At 71.7% G+C, this 20,502-nt stretch carries 19 protein-coding genes and 2 riboswitches; of the genes, 7 read left to right on the top strand and 12 right to left on the bottom strand.

Annotated elements, in window-relative coordinates:
* Positions 1-8: 8 nt before the first annotated feature.
* Both ACRB68_RS23940 and pgm read left to right on the top strand, forming a co-directional pair.
* Positions 9-458: a winged helix-turn-helix transcriptional regulator gene (locus ACRB68_RS23940; RefSeq protein WP_153536113.1), complete on the top strand. Its 450-nt coding sequence runs from the start codon at positions 9-11 to the stop codon at positions 456-458.
* A gap of 93 nt (positions 459-551) precedes the next feature.
* On the top strand, positions 552-2,183 hold the full coding sequence (gene pgm / locus ACRB68_RS23935) for a phosphoglucomutase (alpha-D-glucose-1,6-bisphosphate-dependent) (protein ID WP_153536111.1): 1,632 nt from the start codon (positions 552-554) through the stop codon (positions 2,181-2,183).
* A 46-nt stretch (positions 2,184-2,229) separates the two neighbouring features.
* On the opposite strand, the gene ACRB68_RS23930 is transcribed toward pgm, so the two are convergent.
* Positions 2,230-2,916 carry a TetR/AcrR family transcriptional regulator gene (locus ACRB68_RS23930; protein WP_328594677.1) on the bottom strand — a complete coding sequence of 229 codons (687 nt, stop codon included), beginning with the start codon at positions 2,914-2,916 and terminating at the stop codon, positions 2,230-2,232.
* Between the two features lie 93 nt (positions 2,917-3,009).
* On the opposite strand from ACRB68_RS23930, the gene ACRB68_RS23925 reads away from it, so the two are divergent.
* Entirely contained in the window at positions 3,010-4,194 is a 1,185-nt protein-coding gene (locus ACRB68_RS23925) for a serine hydrolase domain-containing protein (RefSeq protein WP_153536109.1), read from the top strand.
* Positions 4,195-4,313: 119 nt separating this feature from the next.
* The gene (locus tag ACRB68_RS23920; RefSeq protein WP_153536107.1) at positions 4,314-4,724 is read left to right on the top strand and encodes a hypothetical protein; all 411 of its coding nucleotides are present in this window, start codon (positions 4,314-4,316) and stop codon (positions 4,722-4,724) included.
* Between the two features lie 19 nt (positions 4,725-4,743).
* Here ACRB68_RS23920 and ACRB68_RS23915 read toward each other — a convergent pair whose 3' ends face one another.
* The 10 genes from ACRB68_RS23915 to ACRB68_RS23870 all read right to left on the bottom strand — a co-directional run bounded on the left by ACRB68_RS23915 (position 4,744) and on the right by ACRB68_RS23870 (position 16,206).
* Positions 4,744-5,337: an EF-hand domain-containing protein gene (locus tag ACRB68_RS23915; RefSeq protein ID WP_153536105.1), complete on the bottom strand. Its 594-nt coding sequence runs from the start codon at positions 5,335-5,337 to the stop codon at positions 4,744-4,746.
* A 381-nt stretch (positions 5,338-5,718) separates the two neighbouring features.
* Positions 5,719-6,306, bottom strand: coding sequence for a hypothetical protein (locus ACRB68_RS23910; protein ID WP_153536103.1), 588 nt, complete (start codon positions 6,304-6,306; stop codon positions 5,719-5,721).
* A 159-nt stretch (positions 6,307-6,465) separates the two neighbouring features.
* Positions 6,466-7,842 (bottom strand): L-serine ammonia-lyase, encoded by a 1,377-nt coding sequence (locus ACRB68_RS23905; RefSeq protein ID WP_153536101.1) that lies wholly within the window; start codon positions 7,840-7,842, stop codon positions 6,466-6,468.
* A gap of 69 nt (positions 7,843-7,911) precedes the next feature.
* Complete coding sequence (locus tag ACRB68_RS23900; protein WP_407924305.1) at positions 7,912-9,168, bottom strand: serine hydroxymethyltransferase; 1,257 nt, start codon at positions 9,166-9,168, stop codon at positions 7,912-7,914.
* A gap of 2 nt (positions 9,169-9,170) precedes the next feature.
* Positions 9,171-9,560, bottom strand: a complete 390-nt coding sequence (gene gcvH / locus ACRB68_RS23895) for a glycine cleavage system protein GcvH (protein ID WP_328594676.1) — start codon at positions 9,558-9,560, stop codon at positions 9,171-9,173.
* A gap of 20 nt (positions 9,561-9,580) precedes the next feature.
* The gene (gene gcvT / locus ACRB68_RS23890) at positions 9,581-10,678 is read right to left on the bottom strand and encodes a glycine cleavage system aminomethyltransferase GcvT (protein WP_153536097.1); all 1,098 of its coding nucleotides are present in this window, start codon (positions 10,676-10,678) and stop codon (positions 9,581-9,583) included.
* 65 nt (positions 10,679-10,743) lie between these two features.
* Positions 10,744-10,841, bottom strand: a riboswitch (glycine riboswitch).
* Between the two features lies 1 nt (position 10,842).
* A riboswitch (glycine riboswitch) is annotated at positions 10,843-10,939 on the bottom strand.
* Between the two features lie 209 nt (positions 10,940-11,148).
* A complete protein-coding gene (locus ACRB68_RS23885) occupies positions 11,149-11,913 on the bottom strand; it encodes a 3-oxoacyl-ACP reductase (protein WP_328594675.1) in 765 nt (254 codons plus the stop codon).
* Entirely contained in the window at positions 11,914-13,281 is a 1,368-nt protein-coding gene (locus ACRB68_RS23880; RefSeq protein WP_153536095.1) for an aldehyde dehydrogenase family protein, read from the bottom strand.
* An 8-nt stretch (positions 13,282-13,289) separates the two neighbouring features.
* A complete protein-coding gene (locus ACRB68_RS23875; protein WP_328594673.1) occupies positions 13,290-14,639 on the bottom strand; it encodes a glutamine synthetase family protein in 1,350 nt (449 codons plus the stop codon).
* Between the two features lie 16 nt (positions 14,640-14,655).
* Positions 14,656-16,206, bottom strand: a complete 1,551-nt coding sequence (locus tag ACRB68_RS23870) for an amino acid permease (protein WP_328594672.1) — start codon at positions 16,204-16,206, stop codon at positions 14,656-14,658.
* 155 nt (positions 16,207-16,361) lie between these two features.
* Here ACRB68_RS23870 and ACRB68_RS23865 point away from each other — a divergent pair, with 155 nt between their 5' ends.
* Together ACRB68_RS23865 and ACRB68_RS23860 are read left to right on the top strand one after the other, a co-directional pair.
* A complete protein-coding gene (locus ACRB68_RS23865; protein ID WP_153536093.1) occupies positions 16,362-17,126 on the top strand; it encodes a FadR/GntR family transcriptional regulator in 765 nt (254 codons plus the stop codon).
* Positions 17,127-17,205: 79 nt separating this feature from the next.
* The gene (locus ACRB68_RS23860; RefSeq protein WP_153536091.1) at positions 17,206-18,510 is read left to right on the top strand and encodes a M50 family metallopeptidase; all 1,305 of its coding nucleotides are present in this window, start codon (positions 17,206-17,208) and stop codon (positions 18,508-18,510) included.
* Positions 18,511-18,517: 7 nt separating this feature from the next.
* Here the strand turns inward: ACRB68_RS23860 and cds1 are convergent, their stop codons facing one another.
* Positions 18,518-19,612, bottom strand: coding sequence for an L-cysteine desulfhydrase Cds1 (gene cds1, locus ACRB68_RS23855; RefSeq protein ID WP_153536089.1), 1,095 nt, complete (start codon positions 19,610-19,612; stop codon positions 18,518-18,520).
* Between the two features lie 77 nt (positions 19,613-19,689).
* Here cds1 and ACRB68_RS23850 point away from each other — a divergent pair, with 77 nt between their 5' ends.
* On the top strand, positions 19,690-20,502 hold the full coding sequence (locus ACRB68_RS23850) for a hypothetical protein (RefSeq protein WP_153536087.1): 813 nt from the start codon (positions 19,690-19,692) through the stop codon (positions 20,500-20,502).

The following is a 20,502-nucleotide window of genomic DNA, read 5'->3' as shown; positions in this document are numbered from 1 at the left end:
CTGCGGGCATGCCGAAGGACGCCGACCCCCGGCCCTGTTCGATCGCCGACACCCTGGACCTGGTCGGCGAGCGGTGGAGCCTGCTCGCCATCCGGGAGATCAGCCACGGCGTGCGGCGGTTCGACGGCATCGCCCGCAACACCGGGGCGTCCCGCGACATCCTCACCGCCCGGCTGCGCAAGCTGGAGGCCGCCGGGATCGTCCGCCGCGAGCTCTACCAGGAGCACCCGCCCCGCCACGAGTACCGCCTGACGCCGGCGGGCGTCGAGCTGTGCGAGGTGCTGCTCGTCCTGATGAAGTGGGGCGACCGGCACCTGAACGCGGGCGACCCGCCCGTCCGGTGGCACCACGGCTGCGGCGAGCTGCTCGAACCCGCCGTCGTCTGCGCGCACTGCGGCGAGCCCGCGCTGCAGGGCGTGCACGATCCGGTCGGCCGCGGTGTGAGGCCCGTGGTGTGAGGCCCGTGGTGTGAGGTAAGTCTTCGCCAAGTCGGGAGTCCCGGTCGCGTCCTGGGGAATGACAGCCCAGATCGCGAACCGAAGGAGTCTCACATGGTGGACGCACGTGCCGGGCAGCCCGCGCGCCCGAGCGACCTGGTCGACGTGCCGCGCCTCGTCACGGCCTACTACGGCCTGCGGCCCGACCCCTCGGTGGCCGCGCAGCGGGTCGCGTTCGGCACCTCCGGGCACCGCGGCTCGGCGCTGGACGCGGCGTTCAACGAGGACCACATCCTGGCCACCAGCCAGGCGATCTGCGAGTACCGCGCCGCGCAGGGCACCACCGGGCCGCTGTTCCTCGGCGCCGACACCCACGCCCTGTCGGCGCCCGCGCAGGCGTCGGCGCTGGAGGTGTTCACCGCCAACGACGTGCGGGTGCTGGTCGACTCGCGGGACGGGTACACCCCCACCCCGGCCGTCTCGCACGCCATCCTCACCCACAACCGCGGCCGCGACTCCGGCCGCGCCGACGGCGTCGTGGTGACGCCGTCGCACAACCCGCCGCGCGACGGCGGCTTCAAGTACAACCCGCCGGACGGCGGCCCGGCCGGCACCGAGGCGACGACCTGGATCCAGGACCGCGCCAACGCGATCATCGAGGGCGGGCTGAAGGACGTCCGCCGCGTCCCCTACGAGCGGGCGCTGACCCTCGCCGGCCGCCACGACTTCCTCGGCCACTACGTCGACGACCTCGGCTCGGTCGTCGACCTGGACGCGATCCGCGGCGCGGGCGTGCGCATCGGCGCCGACCCGCTCGGCGGCGCGAGCGTCGCCTACTGGGCCGCGATCGCCGAGCGGCACCGGCTGGACCTCACCGTCGTCAACCCCGACACCGACCCGACCTGGCGGTTCATGACGCTGGACTGGGACGGCAAGATCCGGATGGACTGCTCCTCGCCGCACGCGATGGCCTCGCTCATCGAGAACCGGTCGGCCTACGACATCGCCACCGGCAACGACGCCGACGCCGACCGGCACGGCATCGTCACCCCCGACGCGGGCCTGATGAACCCCAACCACTTCCTGGCCACCGCCATCGCCTACCTGTACGAGCACCGCGACGGCTGGCCCGGCGGCGCCGGGGTCGGCAAGACCCTGGTCTCCAGCGGCATGATCGACCGGGTCGCGGCCGGGCTCGGGCGCCGCCTGGTCGAGGTGCCGGTCGGTTTCAAGTGGTTCGTCCCGGGCCTGCTGGACGGCTCGCTCGGCTTCGGCGGCGAGGAGAGCGCGGGGGCGTCCTTCCTGCGCCGCGACGGCTCGGCGTGGACGACCGACAAGGACGGCATCATCCTCGCCCTGCTCGCCTCGGAGATCCTCGCCGTCACCGGCGAGTCCCCGAGCCGCCGCTACGCCGCCCTCACCGAACGCTACGGCGACCCGGCCTACGCCCGCGTGGACGCCCCGGCGACGCCCGAGGAGAAGGCGGTCCTGAAGAAGCTGTCGCCGTCCCAGGTCACCGCGGACACCCTCGCCGGCGAGCCGATCACCGCCGTCCTCACCAAGGCCCCGGGCAACGACGCCCCCATCGGCGGCATCAAGGTGACGACCGAGTCGTCCTGGTTCGCGGCCCGCCCGTCGGGCACCGAGGACGTCTACAAGATCTACGCCGAGTCCTTCCAGGGGCCGGACCACCTCGAAACCGTCCAGGAAGAGGCCCGCGCCCTGGTCAACGCCGCCCTGTCCTGAGACGGCTCAGCAGGCCCTGCGGGCCGGGCCGCTCCGTCCGTAAGGGTCAGGCGCGGCGGGCGCGCAGTTCGACGGCGTCCAGGAACAGCTCCAGGGCGACCTCGAACTGGTCCTCGGCGTCCACCTCGGGCAGGTGGGGGGCGACCGAGGCGATGTTGGGGTAGTGCTCGGGGGGCAGCGCCAGGTACTCCCGGCTCCAGGCGCGGCGGTCGCCCGCCGCGGCGGCCGCGGGCAGCGTCAGCTGGACCGCCTCGAAGGCCGAGTAGGCCAGCGCGACGTCGACCAGCGCCCGGTAGCAGGAGGCGGCCTCGCGGCCGTGCAGGCCGGCCTGCCGCAGCGCGCCGATCACGATCTCGGCCCCGGCGAACTCGGCGTCGCGGCGGGCGGTGCGGCCGGCGACCAGGGCCGCCGCGTGGGGGTGGACGCGGCAGGCCCGGCGCACCCGCCGGGCCAGGTCGGTCAGCGTGCGGCGCCACTCGGGGGAGGGGGCGAAGCCGTCCAGCGACTCGGCCAGGAGGCGGTCGGTGACGGCGAGCAGCAGGTCGTCCTTGTCGCCGAAGTGCCGCAGCACGGCGGTGTGGTCCACGCCGAGCTCGGTGCCGAGCCGCCGGAAGGTCAGCGAGTCCGCGCCGTCCCGCTCCATGATCGCCATGGCGGTGTCCACGATGAGCCCGGGGGTGAGAAAGCCCAGGGAGCGGCGCCGGCGCGCTGGAGCGGGAGCTGGATCCGTCACCGCACCAGCCTATCGAGAAAGCTAAGCACCACTGTTGACACCAATGGTGCTCAGTTGTTTCATGCGGGGTACCCCCCAACGGACGGAGTTCCGATGCCCAAGCGAAGCCTGACGGCGGCGGCCACCACGGCCCTGCTGCTGACCGCCGCGCTGTCCGCCCCGGCCAAGGCCGACGACGGCCCGCTGCCGCTGCCGCTCCTGCCCCACGTGCCCTTCTACCCGACGACCACGATCGCGCCCGCCGCCCACCCCGAACCGCTGGTCCCGCAGGCCCGCGAGCTCGACGCGAGCTACACCTACCGGGGCAAGACCCGAACCGTGCGCGACTTCCTGGCCCGCTCCTCGACGCTCGGCTACCTGGTCCTGCGCGACAACGCGATCGTCGACGAGCGCTACTTCTCCGGCTACAACGCCGCCAGCCGGTTCAACTCCTGGTCGGTCGGCAAGTCCATCACCGCCACCGCCGTCGGCGCGGCCATCGCCGACGGCCGCATCCGCTCGGTCGCCGACCCGGTGACCCGGTACGTCCCCGAGCTGCGCGGCACCGGCTACGACGGCGTCAGCATCCGGGACGTGCTGCACATGGCGTCCGGCCACAAGTACGACGAGACCGACTACGCCGACCCCACCAAGGGCTCGACCGCCACGACCATCCGCATGGTCCTCGGCGCGCCGCTCACCGCGCAGGCCCGCGAGGCGGAGCGCGAGCGGCCGCCGGGCACCCGGTGGAACTACGACTCGATGAACACCTTCGTGCTCGGCTGGGTCGTGGCCAAGGCGACCGGGCGGCAGCTGTCGGCCTACGTCCAGGACCGGATCTGGCGCCCGGCCGGCATGGAGACGCCGATGCTCATGGGCCACGACTACACGGGCAGCGACATCGGCTACTGCTGCTACCACGCCACCGTCCGCGACTTCGCCCGCTTCGGCCTGCTCTACCTGCGCGACGGCCGCGCGGGCGGCCGCCAGGTCATCCCCTCCTCCTGGGTGCGGGACTCCACCCACAGCACCGAGCCCTACCTGCAGCCCGGCCACCTGGAGCCCGACAACCCGGGCAGCTCCGACAGCGCCTACGGGTACGGCTACCAGTGGTGGCGCGGCGACGGGGACCGCGGCGACTACAGCGCTGTCGGCATCCTCGGGCAGTACGTCTACGTCTCGCCCAAGGACCGGGTCGTCATCGTCAAGACCAGCCAGGACCTCAACTCCGACGCCAACATGGCCGAGGCGCTCCCCGCCTTCCGCGCCGTGGCGGACGCGGTGGCCCGCCGCCGCTGACCCGCCCGCCCGCGCCCCGTCCCTCCCGGGACGGGGCGCGACGCGGGGGGATCAAGGCGTGCATCGGGGCGCGGAAGATGTTTTGCTCCCCTTGTACGCCGACCCGAAGGGAAGCCGCCATGGCCGACAAGACCCCCGACCCCTCCCTGCGGCAGCTGGACGTCCTCGTCGGCACCTGGAAGGTGACCACCACCGACGCCGACGGAAAGACCGAAGAGGGCACGGTGAGCTTCGCGTGGCTGGAAGGCGGCTTCTTCCTGGTCCAGAAGATCGACCTGGGCGACACCGATGCCGTGGAGTACATCGGCCACGACGCGGAGACCGGCACCCTGAAGTCGCACCTGTTCGGCAACTCCCCGGAGATCCTGGAGTACACCTGGCAGGTCGAGGGCGACACCCTGACGATCTGGTACGGCGGCACGGACTCGCCCGCCCGCTACACCGGCCGGTTCAACGAGGACCGCACCGCCAACACCGGCGCCTGGGAGTGGCCGGGCGGCGGCTACCGGTCGACGATGGTCCGGGCGTAGGCCCCGGCCCGCCACCGCCCTATCGGGGGTAGGGCGGTGGCGGGCCGAACAGCCAGTTGCCTTCGGCGTGGGGGTCGGGGCTGGTGTAGTAGTCCATGACGCACGCGGTCAGCTCGGTGTGGTCGATCTGGCCGTCGCCGTCGCGGTCCAGGCGGGCGAACGCCTGGGCGATCTGGTCGGAGGGCAGGCCGGGGGCGTGCCCGTGGACGAAGGCGGTGTACTCGGTCAGGCTGATGGTGCCGTTGCGGTCGCGGTCGGCCACGGCCATCACCGCGTCGGCCAGCCCGCCCAGGGTGTGGCGGGCCAGCTGCGGGTCGCGGGTCAGGGCGGTGCAGGCGGTGAGGAACTCCTGCCTGGTCAGCCGCCCGTCGCCGTCGGTGTCCAGCGGGGCGTGCAGGCGCCGCCAGATGTTGAGGTAGGCGTCGATCATGTCCTGCTCGGCGTCGCTGCCCGGCTCGTAGCCCAGCGCGGACGCGGCGCGGCGCCCCATCTGGACGTGGTCGGCCTCGGTGAAGGCCCCGTCGCCGTCGGCGTCCAGCCAGTGGAAGCTCGCCTGGAACTTGGCCAGGACGAACGGGTGCACATCGGCCGCACTGTCGGTGTCGCCCATCATCGGCTCCGCCCTCTCATCGGTACCGGTCAGGGCAACCGTAGGGACAGGCGCGCCGCGTGCGCGGACCGTGCCGCACAATCCCGCCGGCGAAACTCACCCGCCCGCCATCTCGGCAGGCGGCCGATGCCATGCAGGTGTGGCCGGCCGTCACTCGATGACGTTGACGGCGAGGCCGCCAGGCCCGGTGAAGGAGACGGGGCCGGTGAGAACATCCGCACGCGGATGGTGACAGTCTCACCGGCCCCGGACAACTCCAGAGGCGAAACTCGGATGGTGCAGGATACAGCGGGCGTCCGGTAGCGCGCCGTCGTGTTCGTGTGCGGCCGCGTCAAGGCCGGCGTACATCGCGCGCGGGTGTGGGGGCGAGCGCGCGCGGCGGGGTCACCTGGGGGAGAGCTTGAACTCGGCGTCGAAGGTGACGGTCTGGGGGGTCCTCAGCACCGTATAGCAGCCACCGCTCTCTGCGGTCGCGCTGGTGTACTTCATGATCTGGGTGCGGTTGTTGTAGGTCGCGACGAACTTGTTGAAGTTGATCCGGCAGTTGGTGGCGGAGAATATGATCCCCTCGGAGTAGGCCCTGTTGCCGATGAGCTTGGTGACGCCGGTGGTCGCGTCGTAGCCGGTCGAGGTGAAGTTGATGTATCCGAAGCCAAAGCCGCTGTTGCCGTAGAGCGCGCCCTTCTCTCCGGTGAAGGTCGGACAGTCGAGCCCCTGGGTGAGTTCGAGGTAGACCGACGCCACGCCGCTGGTCATGCCGTACATGGTCCCCAGCTGGTTGACCATGGGGCAGGTGAACACGACCTGGCCGGCGGCGTTGCGCACGGTCACCGCAGTGGTGGTGACGGCGCGGTAGTCGCCGGTGGCGGCGTGCGCGGGCGCCGGGGTCAGCGCCACCAGCGCCGCGGCCGGGGCGAGGACGCCCACCAGGGCGCGGGTCAGGGTGCGGGTGCGGGAGGGGGTGGGGAGCATGGGGCGATGCCTCCTTGTGCCCGCCGGGGCGGGCGCGTCGGGAAGGTCTGGTGACCGTTCGCCCCCCACGATATTTAGGTCGGGTACAAGATCAAAGCGCCGTGCGTGGACGCAACCGGCCTTGCGCGAGCGTCACCGCCGGCCGCGGCCCGCGGCCGGTCAGCACTCGATGACGTTGACGGCCAGGCCGCCGCGCGAGGTCTCCTTGTACTTATCGAGCATGTCGCGGCCGGTGTCGCGCATCGTCTTGATGGCCTTGTCCAGCGACACGAAGTGGCGGCCGTCGCCGCGCAGGGCGATGCGGGTCGCGCTGATCGCCTTGATCGCGCCGACCGCGTTGCGCTCGATGCAGGGGACCTGGACCAGGCCGCCGACCGGGTCGCAGGTGAGGCCGAGGTTGTGCTCGATGCCGATCTCGGCGGCGTTCTCCACCTGCTCGGGGGTGCCGCCGAGGACCTCGGTCAGGCCCGCCGCCGCCATCGAGCAGGCCGAGCCGACCTCGCCCTGGCAGCCGACCTCGGCGCCCGAGATCGAGGCGTTCTGCTTGAACAGCACGCCGATCGCGCCGGCCGCCAGCAGGAACCGGACGGCGCCCGCGTCGTCCGCGCCCGGGACGAACCGGTCGTAGTAGTGCAGGACGGCGGGGACGATGCCCGCCGCGCCGTTCGTCGGCGCCGTCACGATCCGGCCCCCCGCGGCGTTCTCCTCGTTGACCGCGAGCGCGAACAGCGTCACCCAGTCCATCGCGGCGAGCGGGTCGTCGCTGCCCTTCTCCGAGGTGAGCTGGCGGTGCAGCTGCGGCGCGCGGCGGCGGACCTTCAGGCCGCCCGGCAGCAGCCCCTCGCGGCCGCAGCCCCGCGCCACGCACTCCTGCATGACGCGCCAGTGCTCGATCAGCCCCGCGCGGATCTCGGCCTCGGTGCGGCCGAACGCCTGCTCGTTCTCCATCATCAGCGCCGAGATCGACAGGCCCGTCTCGTGGCAGCGCTCCAGCAGCTCGGCGGCCGTGTCGAAGCGGTGCGGCAGGACGGTGTCGTCGGCCTTGATGCGGTCCGCGCCGGTGGCGTTCTCGTCCACGACGAACCCGCCGCCGACCGAGTAGTAGACCTTCGAGCGCAGTTCCCCGCCGGAGGCGTCGAACGCGGTGAAGCTCATCCCGTTCGGGTGCCCCGGCAGGGACTTCTTGCGTTCGAAGACCAGGTCCTCGCCCACCACGAACGGGATGTCGTGCGAGCGGAACAGGCGCAGGGTGCCCGACTCGCGGATGGCCGCGAGGCGGTCGTCGACGGTGTCGACGTCCACCAGCTCGGGCTTGTCGCCCTCCAGCCCGAGGATGACGGCCTTGTCGCTGCCGTGCCCCTTGCCGGTCAGGCCGAGCGACCCGTACAGGATCGCCCGCACCGACGCGGTCTTGGCCAGCAGGCCGTCCTGGTCCAGGCCCCGCGCGAAGCGGTGCGCGGCCGCCATCGGGCCGCCGGTGTGCGAGGAGGACGGCCCGATGCCGATCTTGAAGAGGTCGAAAACGCTGATGGCCATGAGAAGTGCCGCTACCTCGTTGTAGCTGTCCGCCCCGCGGGCCCGCGGCCCGCGGGGCGGACGGATGAGTTACAGGTTCGGGTACAGGGGGTGCTTGTCGGCCAGCGCCTTCACCCGGCCCGCCAGCGCGTCCCTGTCGAAGGACGGCTGCAGGGCGAGGGCGATGACGTCCGCGACCTCGGCGAAGTCCGCGGCGGTGAAGCCGCGGGTGGCGAGGGCGGGCGTGCCGATCCGCAGCCCCGAGGTGACCATCGGCGGCCGCGGGTCGTTCGGCACCGCGTTGCGGTTCACCGTGATGCCGATCTCGTGCAGCCGGTCCTCGGCGTCGCGGCCGGTCAGCTCCGAGTCCACCAGGTCCACCAGGACCAGGTGCACGTCGGTGCCGCCGGTCAGCACCTTCACGCCGGCCTTCGCCGAGTCCTCGGCGAGCAGCCGCTCGGCCAGGATCCGGGCGCCGTCCAGCGTGCGCTGCTGCCGGTCCTTGAAGTCGTCCGAGGCGGCGAACTTCAGCGCCACCGCCTTGGCCGCGATGACGTGCTCCAGCGGACCGCCCTGCATGCCCGGGAAGACCGCGGAGTTGATCTTCTTGCCGAGCTCCTCGCGGGACAGGATCATGCCGCCGCGCGGGCCGCCCAGGGTCTTGTGCGTCGTGGTGGTCACCACGTCGGCGTGCGGCACCGGCGAGGGGTGCAGCCCCGCCGCGACCAGGCCGGCGAAGTGCGCCATGTCGACCATCAGCAGCGCCCCGACCGAGTCGGCGATTTCCCGGAACGCCGCGAAGTCCAGCTGCCGCGGGTAGGCCGACCAGCCCGCCACGATCATCTTCGGCCGGTGCGCCACCGCCAGCGAGGCGACCTCGTCCATGTCGACCAGGCCGTCCTCCGCGCGGACGTGGTAGGGCATCACGTTCAGCGTCTTGCCGGAGTAGTTCAGCCGCATGCCGTGGGTGAGGTGCCCGCCGTGCGCCAGGTCCAGCCCGAGGATGGTGTCGCCGTGCTGCAGCAGCGCGAAGTACACCGCCGTGTTGGCCTGCGCGCCCGAGTGCGGCTGCACGTTGGCGTGCTCGGCGCCGAACAGCTCCTTGGCCCGGTCGATCGCCAGCTGCTCGGTGACGTCGACGAACTCGCAGCCGCCGTAGTAGCGCCGGCCCGGGTAGCCCTCGGCGTACTTGTTGGTCAGCACCGAGCCCTGCGCCTCCAGCACCGCGGCCGGCGCGAAGTTCTCGGAGGCGATCATCTCCAGGGTGGACTGCTGGCGGTGCAGCTCGCTCGCGACCGCTGCGGCCACCTCGGGGTCGGCCGCGGCCAGCGGGTCGTACAGCTCCACGGTCAGTTCTCCTCGATCAGCTTGGTGTAGGCCTCGGCGTCCAGCAGGTCGCCCGGCTCGTCGCTGATGCGCACCTTGAAGATCCAGCCCTCGCCGTAGGGGTCGTCGTTGATGACCTTGGGCTCGTCGATCACGCCGGTGTTCACCGCGGTGATCTCACCGCTGACCGGGGAGTACAGGTCGCTGACCGACTTGGTCGACTCCACCTCGCCGCAGGTCTCGCCGGCCTCGACGGCGTCGCCCTCGGACGGCTGCAGCTCGATGTAGACGATCTCGCCCAGGGCGTCGGCGGCGTGCGCGGTGATGCCGACCGTGACGATGCCGGACTCGTTGTCCAGGCCGGCGACCCACTCGTGCTCTTCGCTGTAACGCAGCTGCTCCGGAACGCTCACGATGTGCTTCTCTCCAGGTCTCAGGAACGCTTGTAGAACGGCAGGTCGACCACGTCGACCGGCTCGGGCCGGCCACGGACGTCCACGGCGAGGCCGGACGCCTCGACGCCGGTGTCGAGGTACGCCATGGCGATCGGCGTGCCCAGTGTGGGCGACGGGGCGCCGCTCGTCACGACACCGCACGGCGCGCCGTCCGACGTGACGACCGCGTACCCCTTGCGGGGCGCCCGCCGCCCGCGGGCGACCAGCCCTACGAGCCTACGGCCTGGCGGCGTCTGTGCCTGCGCCGCCAGGGCGGACTTGCCCACGAATTCACCGGGCTTGTCCAGTTTGACCACTCGGCCGAGGCCCGCCTCGAACGGCGTGGTCTCCCGGGTGAGCTCGTTGCCGTACAGCGGCATGCCCGCCTCCAGGCGGAGCGAATCACGCGACGCCAGCCCGCACGGGACGACGCCGTCGACGGCGTCCAGCACCTTCCACAGCTTCGCGGCGTCTTCGGACGAAACAAACAATTCGACGCCGTCTTCGCCCGTGTAACCCGTGCGGGCGATCAGCGAATCCACCCCGGCCACCTCGCCGGCCATGATGGCGTAGTACTTGAGGTCGTCCAGCGGGGCGTCGGTGAAGTCGGCGATGATGCCCGCCGCCTTCGGGCCCTGCAAGGCGATCAGCGCGTAGGAGTCGGACCTGTCGTCCACGACGGTGTCGAAGCCCTCGGCCCGCTCGACCAGGGCGTCCCGCACCACCGCGACGTTGGCGGCGTTCGCCACCACCATGTAGGTCTGCTCGGCCAGCCGGTAGACGATCAGGTCGTCCAGCACCCCGCCGTCGTGCGCGCAGATCATGGTGTAGCGGGCCTTGCCCACCGGCATCGGCGAGATGTTCCCCACCAGCGCGAAGTCGAGCGCGGCGGCGGCCTGCGGGCCGGACAGGAAGATCTCCCCCATGTGCGACAGGTCGAACAGCCCGGCGCCGGTGCGGACGGCCTGGTGCTCGGCGGTCTCGCTCGCGTAGCGCAGCGGCATCAGGTAGCCCGCGAAGTCGACGAGGTTGGCGCCCAGCTCCCGGTGGACGTCATAAAGCGGCGTCTTCTTCACGGACGGATCATCGGCGGACATGGGTCGGCTCCTTCTTCGCGGGCGCACGTGGGAACCATCGTCCCACCTGGCCGGGCGTCAGCGGTGCCTCCCCCTCTGTCATCGGCGCCTGAGAGCTTCACCCCATGAGCTGGGGCTTTCACCTTCGGCGGGGGACGCGAGGGTCCCCGCTTTCCAGAGGTCGCCTGACCCGCGCGGTCCATGTGCCTGAGAGGTTTTCGGGGAGGAGTTGCTCCTTCGGCGTTCCTGGCTGGCGACCAGGAACTCTCCCGCACGGGATCATCGGCTTCGGTAAAACTTAGCAGCGTGCACAAGGTGCGGCTAGCTGCGCCGGGTTAGCCTCTGACAAGGCGGAAGCTTGGCCCAGAAGTTGTTGTCCCTGCGCAGGCGGGGGTGTTCCGCCGTCCTCGCCGGTGTAGCCGGTTCGAGCGATTTGATCCCCGCGCACGCGGGGTTGCGGGGCGCCCGGCTGGCCGGGCGCCCCGTCTTCATCAGACCGGGGTGACGTAGGCGCCGGAGATGCCGCCGTCCACGAGGAACTCCGAGGCGGTGATGAAGCTGGAGTCGTCCGAGGCGAGGAAGGCCACGGCCGCCGCGATCTCGGAGGCCTCGGCGAAGCGGCCCGTCGGGATGTGGACGAGGCGCCGCGCCGCCCGCTCGGGGTCGGCGGCGAAGAGCTCTTGCAGGAGCGGAGTGTTGACCGGGCCCGGGCACAACGCGTTCACCCGGATGCCCTCGCGGGCGAACTGGACGCCGAGCTCCCGCGACATCGCCAGCACCCCGCCCTTGGACGCGGTGTAGGAGATCTGCGACGTCGCCGCGCCCATGCGGGCCACGAACGAGGCGGTGTTGATGATCGAGCCCTTGCCCTGTTCGCGCATGTACGGGATGACGTACTTGCAGCACAGGTAGACGCTGGTGAGGTTGACGTCCTGGACGCGGCGCCAGGCGTCCAGGCCGGTCTCCAGGATCGAGTCGTCGTCCGGCGGGGAAATGCCGGCGTTGTTGAACGCGACGTCGATGCGGCCGTAGGTGTCGTGCGCGGCCTTGAAGAGGGCCTTCACCTCGTCCTCGGCGGTGACGTCGACCTTGACGTACAGGCCGCCGGTCTCCTCGGCGGCCTGCTTGCCGGTGGTCTCGTCCAGGTCGGCGACGACGACCGTCGCGCCCTCCTCGGCGAAGCGGCGGACGGTGGCCAGCCCGATGCCGCTGCCGCCGCCGGTCACGACGGCCACGCGGCCCTGCAGACGCTGCACTTATGACTCCTCTGTGGCGATGAAGACGTTCTTGGTCTCGGTGAAGGCGGACAGGGCGTCCGGCCCGAGCTCGCGGCCGAGGCCGGACTGCTTGAAGCCGCCGAACGGGGTCCAGTACCGCACCGAGGAGTGGGAGTTGACCGACAGGTTCCCGGCCTCGACGGCGCGGGCCATCCGCAGGCCGCGGCCGAGGTCGCGGGTCCAGATGGAGCCCGACAGCCCGTAGGGGGTGTCGTTGGCGATGCGGACGGCGTCGGCCTCGTCGTCGAAGGGGACGACGAGCGCGACCGGCCCGAAGATCTCCTCGTGCCAGGCCGGGAGGGCGGCGTGGTCGGGGGAGGCGAGCACGGTGGGCGCGAACCAGTGGCCGGGGCCGGCGGGGGCGGTGCCCCGGAAGGCCACGGGGGAGCCTTCCGGGACGTAGGAGGCGACCTTGGCGAGGTGGGCGGCGCTGATCAGCGGGCCCATCTGGGTCGCGGGGGAGCGGGGGTCGCCGACGGTGAAGCCGCGCACGGCCGGTTCGAGCAGTTCCATGAACCGGTCGTAGACGGGCCGCTGGACGAGGACGCGGGAGCGGGCGCAGCAGTCCTGCCCGGCGTTGTCGAAGACGGCTCCGGGCGCGGCGGCGGCGGCCTTCTCCAGGTCGGCGTCGGCGAAGACGATGTTGGCGCTCTTGCCGCCGAGCTCCAGGGTGAGGCGTTTCACGCCGGGCGCGCAGGCCGCCATGATCTCCTTGCCGACCCGGGTGGAGCCGGTGAAGACGATCTTGCGGACGTCCGGGTGGTCCACCAGCCGCCGCCCGGCGACCGGCCCGGCGCCCGGCAGTACCTGCAGGACGCCCTCGGGCAGCCCGGCCTCCAGGGCCAGCTCGCCGACGCGGCGGGCGGTGAGCGGGGTGAGCTCGGCCGGTTTGACGATCACGGTGTTGCCGGCGGCGAGCGCGGGCGCCATCCCCCAGCCCATGATCGGCATGGGGAAGTTCCACGGCACGATCACGCCGACGACGCCGAGCGGCTCGGCGAAGGTGATGTTGATGCCGCCGGGGACCGGGATCTGCTGCCCGAGCAGCCGTTCGGGCCCGGCGGCGTAGTACTCGATCACGTCGCGCAGGTTGCCGGCCTCCCAGCGGGCCTGCCCGATCGGGTGGCCGGCGTTGCGGACCTCCAGCCCGGCCAGTTCCTCCAGGTGCGCGTCGACGCGGTCGGCGAAGGCGCGCAGCAGCCGGGCGCGGTCGCCGGGCGCCAGCTCGCGCCAGGCCGGGAACGCCTTGGCGGCGCGCGCCACGGCCGCGTCGGTCTCCGCCGCCGAGGCGAGCGGTACTTTCTCGACGACCTCCCCGGTCGCCGGATCGATCACATCGAAGTCCATGTATCCCCTTAGAGCCGTTCGAAGCCGCGGAACATCTCCCAGTCGGTGACGGCGCGGTCGAACGCCGCCAGCTCGACGCGGGCGTTGTTGGCGTAGTGCGCGACGACGTCCTTGCCGAAGGCCTCCGCGGCCAGGGCGCTGCCCTCCCAGTCGGCGAGGGCGTCGCGGAGCGTCGTCGCGACCGCCGGGGCGTCGGCGGCGTAGGCGTTGCCGGTGCAGGGCTCCTCCAGCGGCAGCTCGTTCTCGATGCCGTGCAGGCCGCCGGCGATCAGCGCGGCGACCGCGAGGTAGGGGTTGACGTCGCCGCCGGGCACCCGGTTCTCCACGCGCAGCGACGGCCCGTGCCCGACCAGGCGCAGCGCGCAGGTCCGGTTGTCCACGCCCCACTTGATCGCGGTGGGCGCGAACGAGCCGGGCTGGTAGCGCTTGTAGGAGTTGATGTTGGGCGCGAGCAGCAGGGTGAGGTCGCGCAGCGCGGCCTGCTGCCCGGCGATGAAGTGCGCGCCCGCCGTGGACAGGCCGAACGGGCCGTCGCCGGCCATGACCGGGACGCCGTCCCGGTCGCGCAGCGAGACGTGCACGTGGCAGGAGTTGCCCTCGCGGTCGTTCGGCTTGGCCATGAAGGTGATCGACATGCCCTCCTGGGCGGCGATCTCCTTGGCGCCGTTCTTGTACAGGACGTGGTCGTCGCAGGCGTTCAGCGCCTCGCTGAAGCGGAACACGATCTCGTGCTGGCCGGGGTTGCACTCGCCCTTGGCCGACTCGACGTACATGCCGGCGCCGGTCATGCCGTTGCGGATGCGCCGCAGCAGGGGTTCGACGCGGGCGCCGCCGAGCAGCGAGTAGTCCACGTTGTACTGGTTGGCGGGGGTGAGGTCGCGGTAGGCCTTCCGCCAGCCCTCCTCGTAGGAGTCGCGGTAGACGACGAACTCCAGCTCGGTGCCGACGTAGGCGTCCCAGCCCCGCGCCGCCAGCCGGTCCAGCTGGCGGCGCAGGATCTGCCGGGGGGAGGCGGTCACCGGGGAGCCGTCCTCCCAGACGACGTCGGCCTGCACCAGGGCCGCGCCCTCCTGCCAGGGGACGAGGCGCAGGGTGGCCAGGTCGGGGCGCATGACGAAGTCGCCGTAGCCGCTCTCCCAGGACGACATGGCGTAGCCGTCCACGGTGTTCATGTCGACGTCCACCGCGAGCAGGTAGTTGCAGCCCTCCGAGCCGTGCCCGGCGACCTCCTCCAGGAAGTAGCGCGCCGACAGGCGCTTGCCCTGCAGGCGGCCCTGCATGTCGGTGATCGCGATGATCACGGTGTCGATCCGGCCCTCGTCGGCCAGGGATCGCAGTTCGTCCAGGGTGAGCGGCACCTTGCCCTGCCTCCTTTTAGGCGATGGCCTTCAGTTCGTTCTCGATCGCGGCGAGTTCTTCCGGGCTGCCCTGCACCTTCGGGCCGGTGAACCACTTGCGGGCCGACACGATCCACCACAGGCCCGCGCCGCCGAGGACGACCAGCACCGCGATCGGCGCGTAGTTGAAGGTGTCGACGGTGATCGGGTTGGCGGGCGGCAGCATGAACAGCACCGAGATGAAGGCCACCCAGACCACCGCGACGACGCCGATCGGGCGGCTCCACCGGCCGAGGTGCCAGGGGCCGCGCTGGAACGCGTCGCCCTGGCGCAGCCGCAGGAACGTCGGGGTGACGTAGGCGATGTACAGGCCGATCACCGCGACCGAGGTGACGGCGAGGTAGGCGGTCTTGTTCCACAGGGCGGGCAGGGCGAGCACGAACGCGCCGCCCGCGGCGAGCCAGATGGCGTTGGTGGGGATGCGGGCGCGCTTGTTGATGCGGTGCCAGAAGGAGGAGAACGGCAGCGCGCCGTCCCGGGAGAACGCGTAGATCATCCGGGAGTTGGCGGTGACCGAGGCCATCCCGCAGAAGAACTGGGCGACGAAGGAGATCAGGATGAGCAGCTTGCCCATCGTGCCGCCGGTCGCCGCGATGAAGATCTCGGCGGGGCCGCCGGTGACGGACTTGGCGTAGTCCTGGATGGCGAAGGTGACGCCGAGCAGCAGCACCCAGCCGGCCACGATGGAGATCAGCACCGAGTTGACGATGCCCTTCGGGCCGGAGCGGGCCGCGTCGCGGGTCTCCTCGGTCATGTGCGCCGAGGCGTCGTAGCCGGTGAGGGTGTACTGCGACAGCAGCAGGCCGATGAGCGCGGCGTAGGCGCCGTACTGCCAGCCGGTCTCGTTGACGAACTCGGTGAACACGAACGAGGTGCTCTGGTGGTGCGCCGGCTTGAACACCAGCACCCCGACGACGAAGGCGACGCCGGCGACGTGCCACCACACGCTGACGGTGCCGAGGAGCGCGACGAGCCGGACGCCGAACTGGTTCAGCAGGGCGTGCGCGGCGAGGATGACCACGAACAGCACGAAGGTGTGGCCGAGCGACACCGAGAACCCGAACTGCAGGTCCAGCAGCGGGTTGAGGAAGGCCGCCGAGCCGTAGACGATCCCGGCGGTGACCGCGACCTGGCCGATGAAGTTGAACCAGCCGGTGAACCAGGCCCAGGCGGCGCCGTTGCGCGGGGCGAGCTTGGCGGCCCAGTAGTACAGGCCGCCGGCGGTCGGGTAGCTGGAGCAGACCTCGGCCATGGCGAGGGCGACCAGCAGCGTCAGGGCGCCGACGAACAGCCAGCCCCAGGTGATCACCACCGGGCCGCCGCCGGCCAGCCCGATCGTGTAGGAGGTGAGGCAGCCGGTCAGCACCGAGATGATGGTGAAGGAGACCGCGAAGTTGGAGAAGCCGGACATCGTGCGGCTGAGTTCCTGGGCGTAGCCCAGTTCGTGCAGCCGCTTCTCGTCGTCGTTCTCGCCGGTGGAGGGGGTCGGGGGGTTCGGCACGGATGCCTTGGGCTCGTCGAGGCTCACGAGCGGCTCCTCAGGAAGCGCCGTTAACGGGCTAAGTTCAGACCATTAAGGTTTACGGCGCCCCGTCCGTCAAGGGGGCGGTGCATCGCGAAACAGACATGTAACGTGGGCCCGGAGGACCCCCGCCAGACCCCGTCCCCGACCGAAGGGCGCCCATGCCGAGGACGACCGACGGCTCCGTCCCCGCCGCGCTCCCGCAGGCCGCCGACGTCACCGCCGCCGCGGTGTTCCGCCCGGTCCGGGCGGGCAACGCCTTCGAGGAGACCGTGGAGCGGCTGCTGCAGGCGATCAAGCTCGGCGTCGTCGACCACGGCGACCGGCTGCCGCCCGAGCGCGAGCTGGCGCCGCTGCTCGGCGTCAGCCGGGTCACGCTGCGCGAGGCGATCCGCGCCCTCCAGCAGGAGGGGTTCGTGGAGTCGCGCCGCGGCCGGGCCGGCGGCACCTTCGTCATCTACCGCCGCCCGCCGCCGCGCCGCGCCGACCTGCGCCGCGCCCTGGCCGACATGGGCGACGAGCTGAACGACACCCTCACCTACCGGATGGCGGTGGAGACCGGCGCCGCGCAGGTGCTCGCCACCACCGCGCTCACCGCCGACCAGCGCACGCTGCTGCGCACCCGGCTGGCCGAGCTGAACGCGGCCGGCGCCGCCGACTACCGCCGGCTGGACACCCTGTTCCACCTCACCATCGCCGAGCTGACCGGGTCCCGGCTGCTCGCCTCGGCCTGCGCCGACGCCCGGATGCGGGTCACCGACCTGCTGAACGCGATCCCGGTCCTCGGGCCGAACATCGAGCACGCCGCCGCCCAGCACGCCGCGATCGTGGACGCCGTCCTGATGGCCGACCCCGAGGCCGCCCGGCGCGCCGTCGCCGAGCACCTGGAGGGCACCGCCGCGCTGCTGCGCGGTTTCCTGGGGTAGGGATGGTTTTCTGCGCAGTCGGCGCGGAGGGCGTCAAGTACGCTGAGTTGGTCGCACGTGATCACGAGGGGTTGAACGCATGGTCTGGCTGGCCGGTGTGCTGATCCTGTTCCTCGGCCTGCTGGCGTCCATCGCGCTGCACGAGCTGGGGCACTTCAGCTTCGCCAAGCTGTTTCGGGTGCGGACCACACAGTTCATGGTCGGTTTCGGCCCGACGCTGTGGTCCAAGCGCAAGGGGGAGACCGAGTACGGGGTGAAGTGGGTCCCGCTCGGCGGCTACATCCGCATGATCGGGATGCTGCCGCCGCGCAAGGGCGACGCCCCCGGCCAGGTCCGCCGGATCAGCACCGGCCCCTGGCAGGGCCTCATCGAGTCCGCCCGGGGCGCGGCGCTGGAGGAGGTCCGGCCCGGCGACGAGGACCGCGTCTTCTACGCCAAGAAGTGGTGGCAGAAGCTCATCATCATGTTCGCGGGCCCGGCCATGAACCTGGTGCTGGCGGTGCTGTTCTTCTCGGTCCTGCTGATGGGCATCGGCATGGAGAAGCACGACGCCGAGCCCGTGGTGAGCGCGGTGTCCAAGTGCGTGGTGCCCGCCGACGCCAAGACCGACACCTGCCCGGCGAGCGCCACGCCCACCCCGGCGGCGCAGGCCGGGCTGCGGCCCCGCGACCGGTTCGTCTCCTTCAACGGCACCCGGATCGAGAACTACCCGCAGCTGCAGCGCCTGATCCGCGACTCGGCCGGCAAGACGGTGGCGCTGGTCGTCGAGCGCGACGGCAAGCAGATCACCAGCCAGGTGCCGATCATCAAGAACCAGCTGCCCGACCTGAAGGACCCCGACAAGACCGTCACGGTGGGCTTCCTCGGCATCTCCCCGGTCATGACCACCACCTACGAGCGGCAGGGCCCGCTGACGGTGGCCCGCTACATGGGCGCGCTCACCCAGCGCACCGCCGAGTCGCTGCTGCACATGCCGCAGAAGATGGTCGGCATCTGGGACGCCGCGTTCGGCGACGGCAAGCGCGACGTCAACGGCCCGATCGGCGTGGTCGGCGTCAGCCGGCTCGGCGGCGAGGTGGCCGCCGCCGAGGAGCCGACCAAGCGCAAGATCGCCATGTTCGTCGGGCTGCTCGGCTCGCTGAACCTGGCCGTCGCGCTGTTCAACCTGGTGCCGCTGCTGCCGCTGGACGGCGGCCACATGGCCGGCGCGCTGCTGGAGGCGGTCAAGAAGGCCTTCGCGCGGCTGCGCGGCCGCCCCGACCCCGGCCCGGTGGACGTGGCCAAGGCGCTGCCGGTCACCTACGTCATGGCGAGCGTGCTGATCGTGATGGGCGCGCTGCTGATCTACGCCGACCTGGTCAACCCGATCCGGCTCTCGGGCTAGCGGCCGGTTAGAGGCCGGCCAGCGCGCCGGTCTTCAGGAAGTCCTCCAGCGCGGCGGTGTAGGGCGCGATGTCCAGGCCCTGGGCGTCCAGCCAGGCGTCCGAGCCGTAGGTCCCCGCGTACCGCTCGGCGCCGTCGCAGATCAGCGTGACCACGCTGCCGCGCTCGCCGCGCGCCCGCATCTCGGCGATCAGCAGCGCCGCGCCCCACATGTTGGTGCCGGTGGAGCCGCCGACGCTGCGGCCGGTGACCCGGCCGGTCCAGCGCATCGCCGCGACCGACGCCGCGTCGGGCACCTGCACCATCCGGTCGATCACGGTGGGCAGGAACGACGGCTCGACGCGGGGGCGGCCGATGCCCTCGATCCGCGACCCGGCCGCGGTGCGCGCGGGGTCCTCGTCGGCGTAGGCGCCGAAGAAGGCCGAGCCCTCGGGGTCGACCACCGCGACCCGGGTCTGGAACCGCTGGTAGCGGGCGTAGCGGCCGATCGTGGCGGAGGTGCCGCCGGTGCCGGCGCCGACCACGATCCAGGCCGGCTCGGGGAAGCGCTCCAGCCGCAGCTGCCCGAAGATCGACTCGGCGATGTTGTTGTTGCCGCGCCAGTCGGTGGCCCGCTCGGCGTAGGTGAACTGGTCCATGAAGTGCCCGCCGCACTCGGCGGCGAGCCGCCGCGACTCGGCGTAGATCGTCGTCGGGTCCTTGACCAGGTGGCACCGGCCGCCGTAGAACTCGATCAGCTCGATCTTCTCCACGCTGGTGGCGGCCGGCATCACCGCGGTGAACGGCAGGCCGAGCAGCCGCGCGAAGTAGGCCTCGCTGACCGCGGTGGACCCGCTGGACGCCTCGATGATCGTGGTGCCCTCCCGGATCCAGCCGTTGGCCAGGCCGTACAGGAACAGCGACCGGGCCAGCCGGTGCTTCAGCGAGCCGGTCGGGTGCACCGACTCGTCCTTGAGGTAGAGGTCGATGCCCCACTCGGGCGGCAGCGGGAACACGTGCAGATGCGTGTCGGCGCTCCGGTTGGCGTCGGCCTCCACCTTGCGGATGGCCTCGGCGATCCACTCCCGGCAGCCCGGGTCGCAGCGGTCCACGATACGGCTCATGCCATCCCCCCTGATCACGTCGTTCCCGCACGATATCGCCGCACGTCACCGGGGCAGAATGGGAGGACGGGGGATTCATGATCGACTTTTTTCACCGGCGGATCGTGGAGACCGGGCGGCTGCCGCTGTTCGCGTTCCTGGCCGCCTTCATCGTCACGTTCGTGCTGACCCGGGTGAACGTCCGGCTGATCCGCGCGAACGTGCGCTGGTGGTTCAAGAACGTCCAGGCGGGCGAGGTGCACATCCACCACATGGTGCTCGGGGTGGTGCTGATGCTGGTCGGCGGCGTCGGGGGCTTCGCCATCCCGGACTTCTTCGGCGCGCTGAACGTCGCGGCGGCGGTGGTGTTCGGCATGGGCGCCGCCCTGGTGCTGGACGAGTTCGCGCTGATCCTGCACCTGTCGGACGTGTACTGGACCGAGAAGGGCCGCGCGTCGCTGGACGCGGTGTTCGTCGCGGTCGCGATGACCGGCCTGCTGCTGCTCGGCGTCCGGCCGTTCGGGTTCGAGGGGGTGGAGTCCGACCCGGGCGGGGCGCAGCTCAGCCGGGTCGTGCTGATCGCCACCTACGCCCTCTCGCTCGCGATCAACCTCGGGCTCGCGGTGGTCACGCTGCTCAAGGGCAAGATCTGGACGGGGCTGCTCGGCCTGTTCGTGCCCGCGCTGCTGATCGTCGGCGCGATCCGGGTGGCCCGGCCGGGCTCGCCGTGGTCGCGCTGGCGCTACCGGCCCGGCTCGCGCAAGTACCGGCGGGCGCTGCACCGCGAGGCCCGGTTCCGGCGGCCGCTGATCAGGGGCAAGATCTGGGTGCAGGAGTTCATCGCCGGCCGGCACGAGCGGGCCCCGGCGGAGCTGCCGCCCGGCCGGGAGACCGGGCCGGGGGAGCGGTGA

This window comes from Actinomadura macrotermitis (genome assembly GCF_009604375.1).
Lineage (GTDB): Bacteria > Actinomycetota > Actinomycetes > Streptosporangiales > Streptosporangiaceae > Spirillospora > Spirillospora macrotermitis.
The sequence above is the reverse complement of the archived record's forward strand: the minus strand, read 5'-3'. Positions and strand labels throughout refer to the sequence as shown.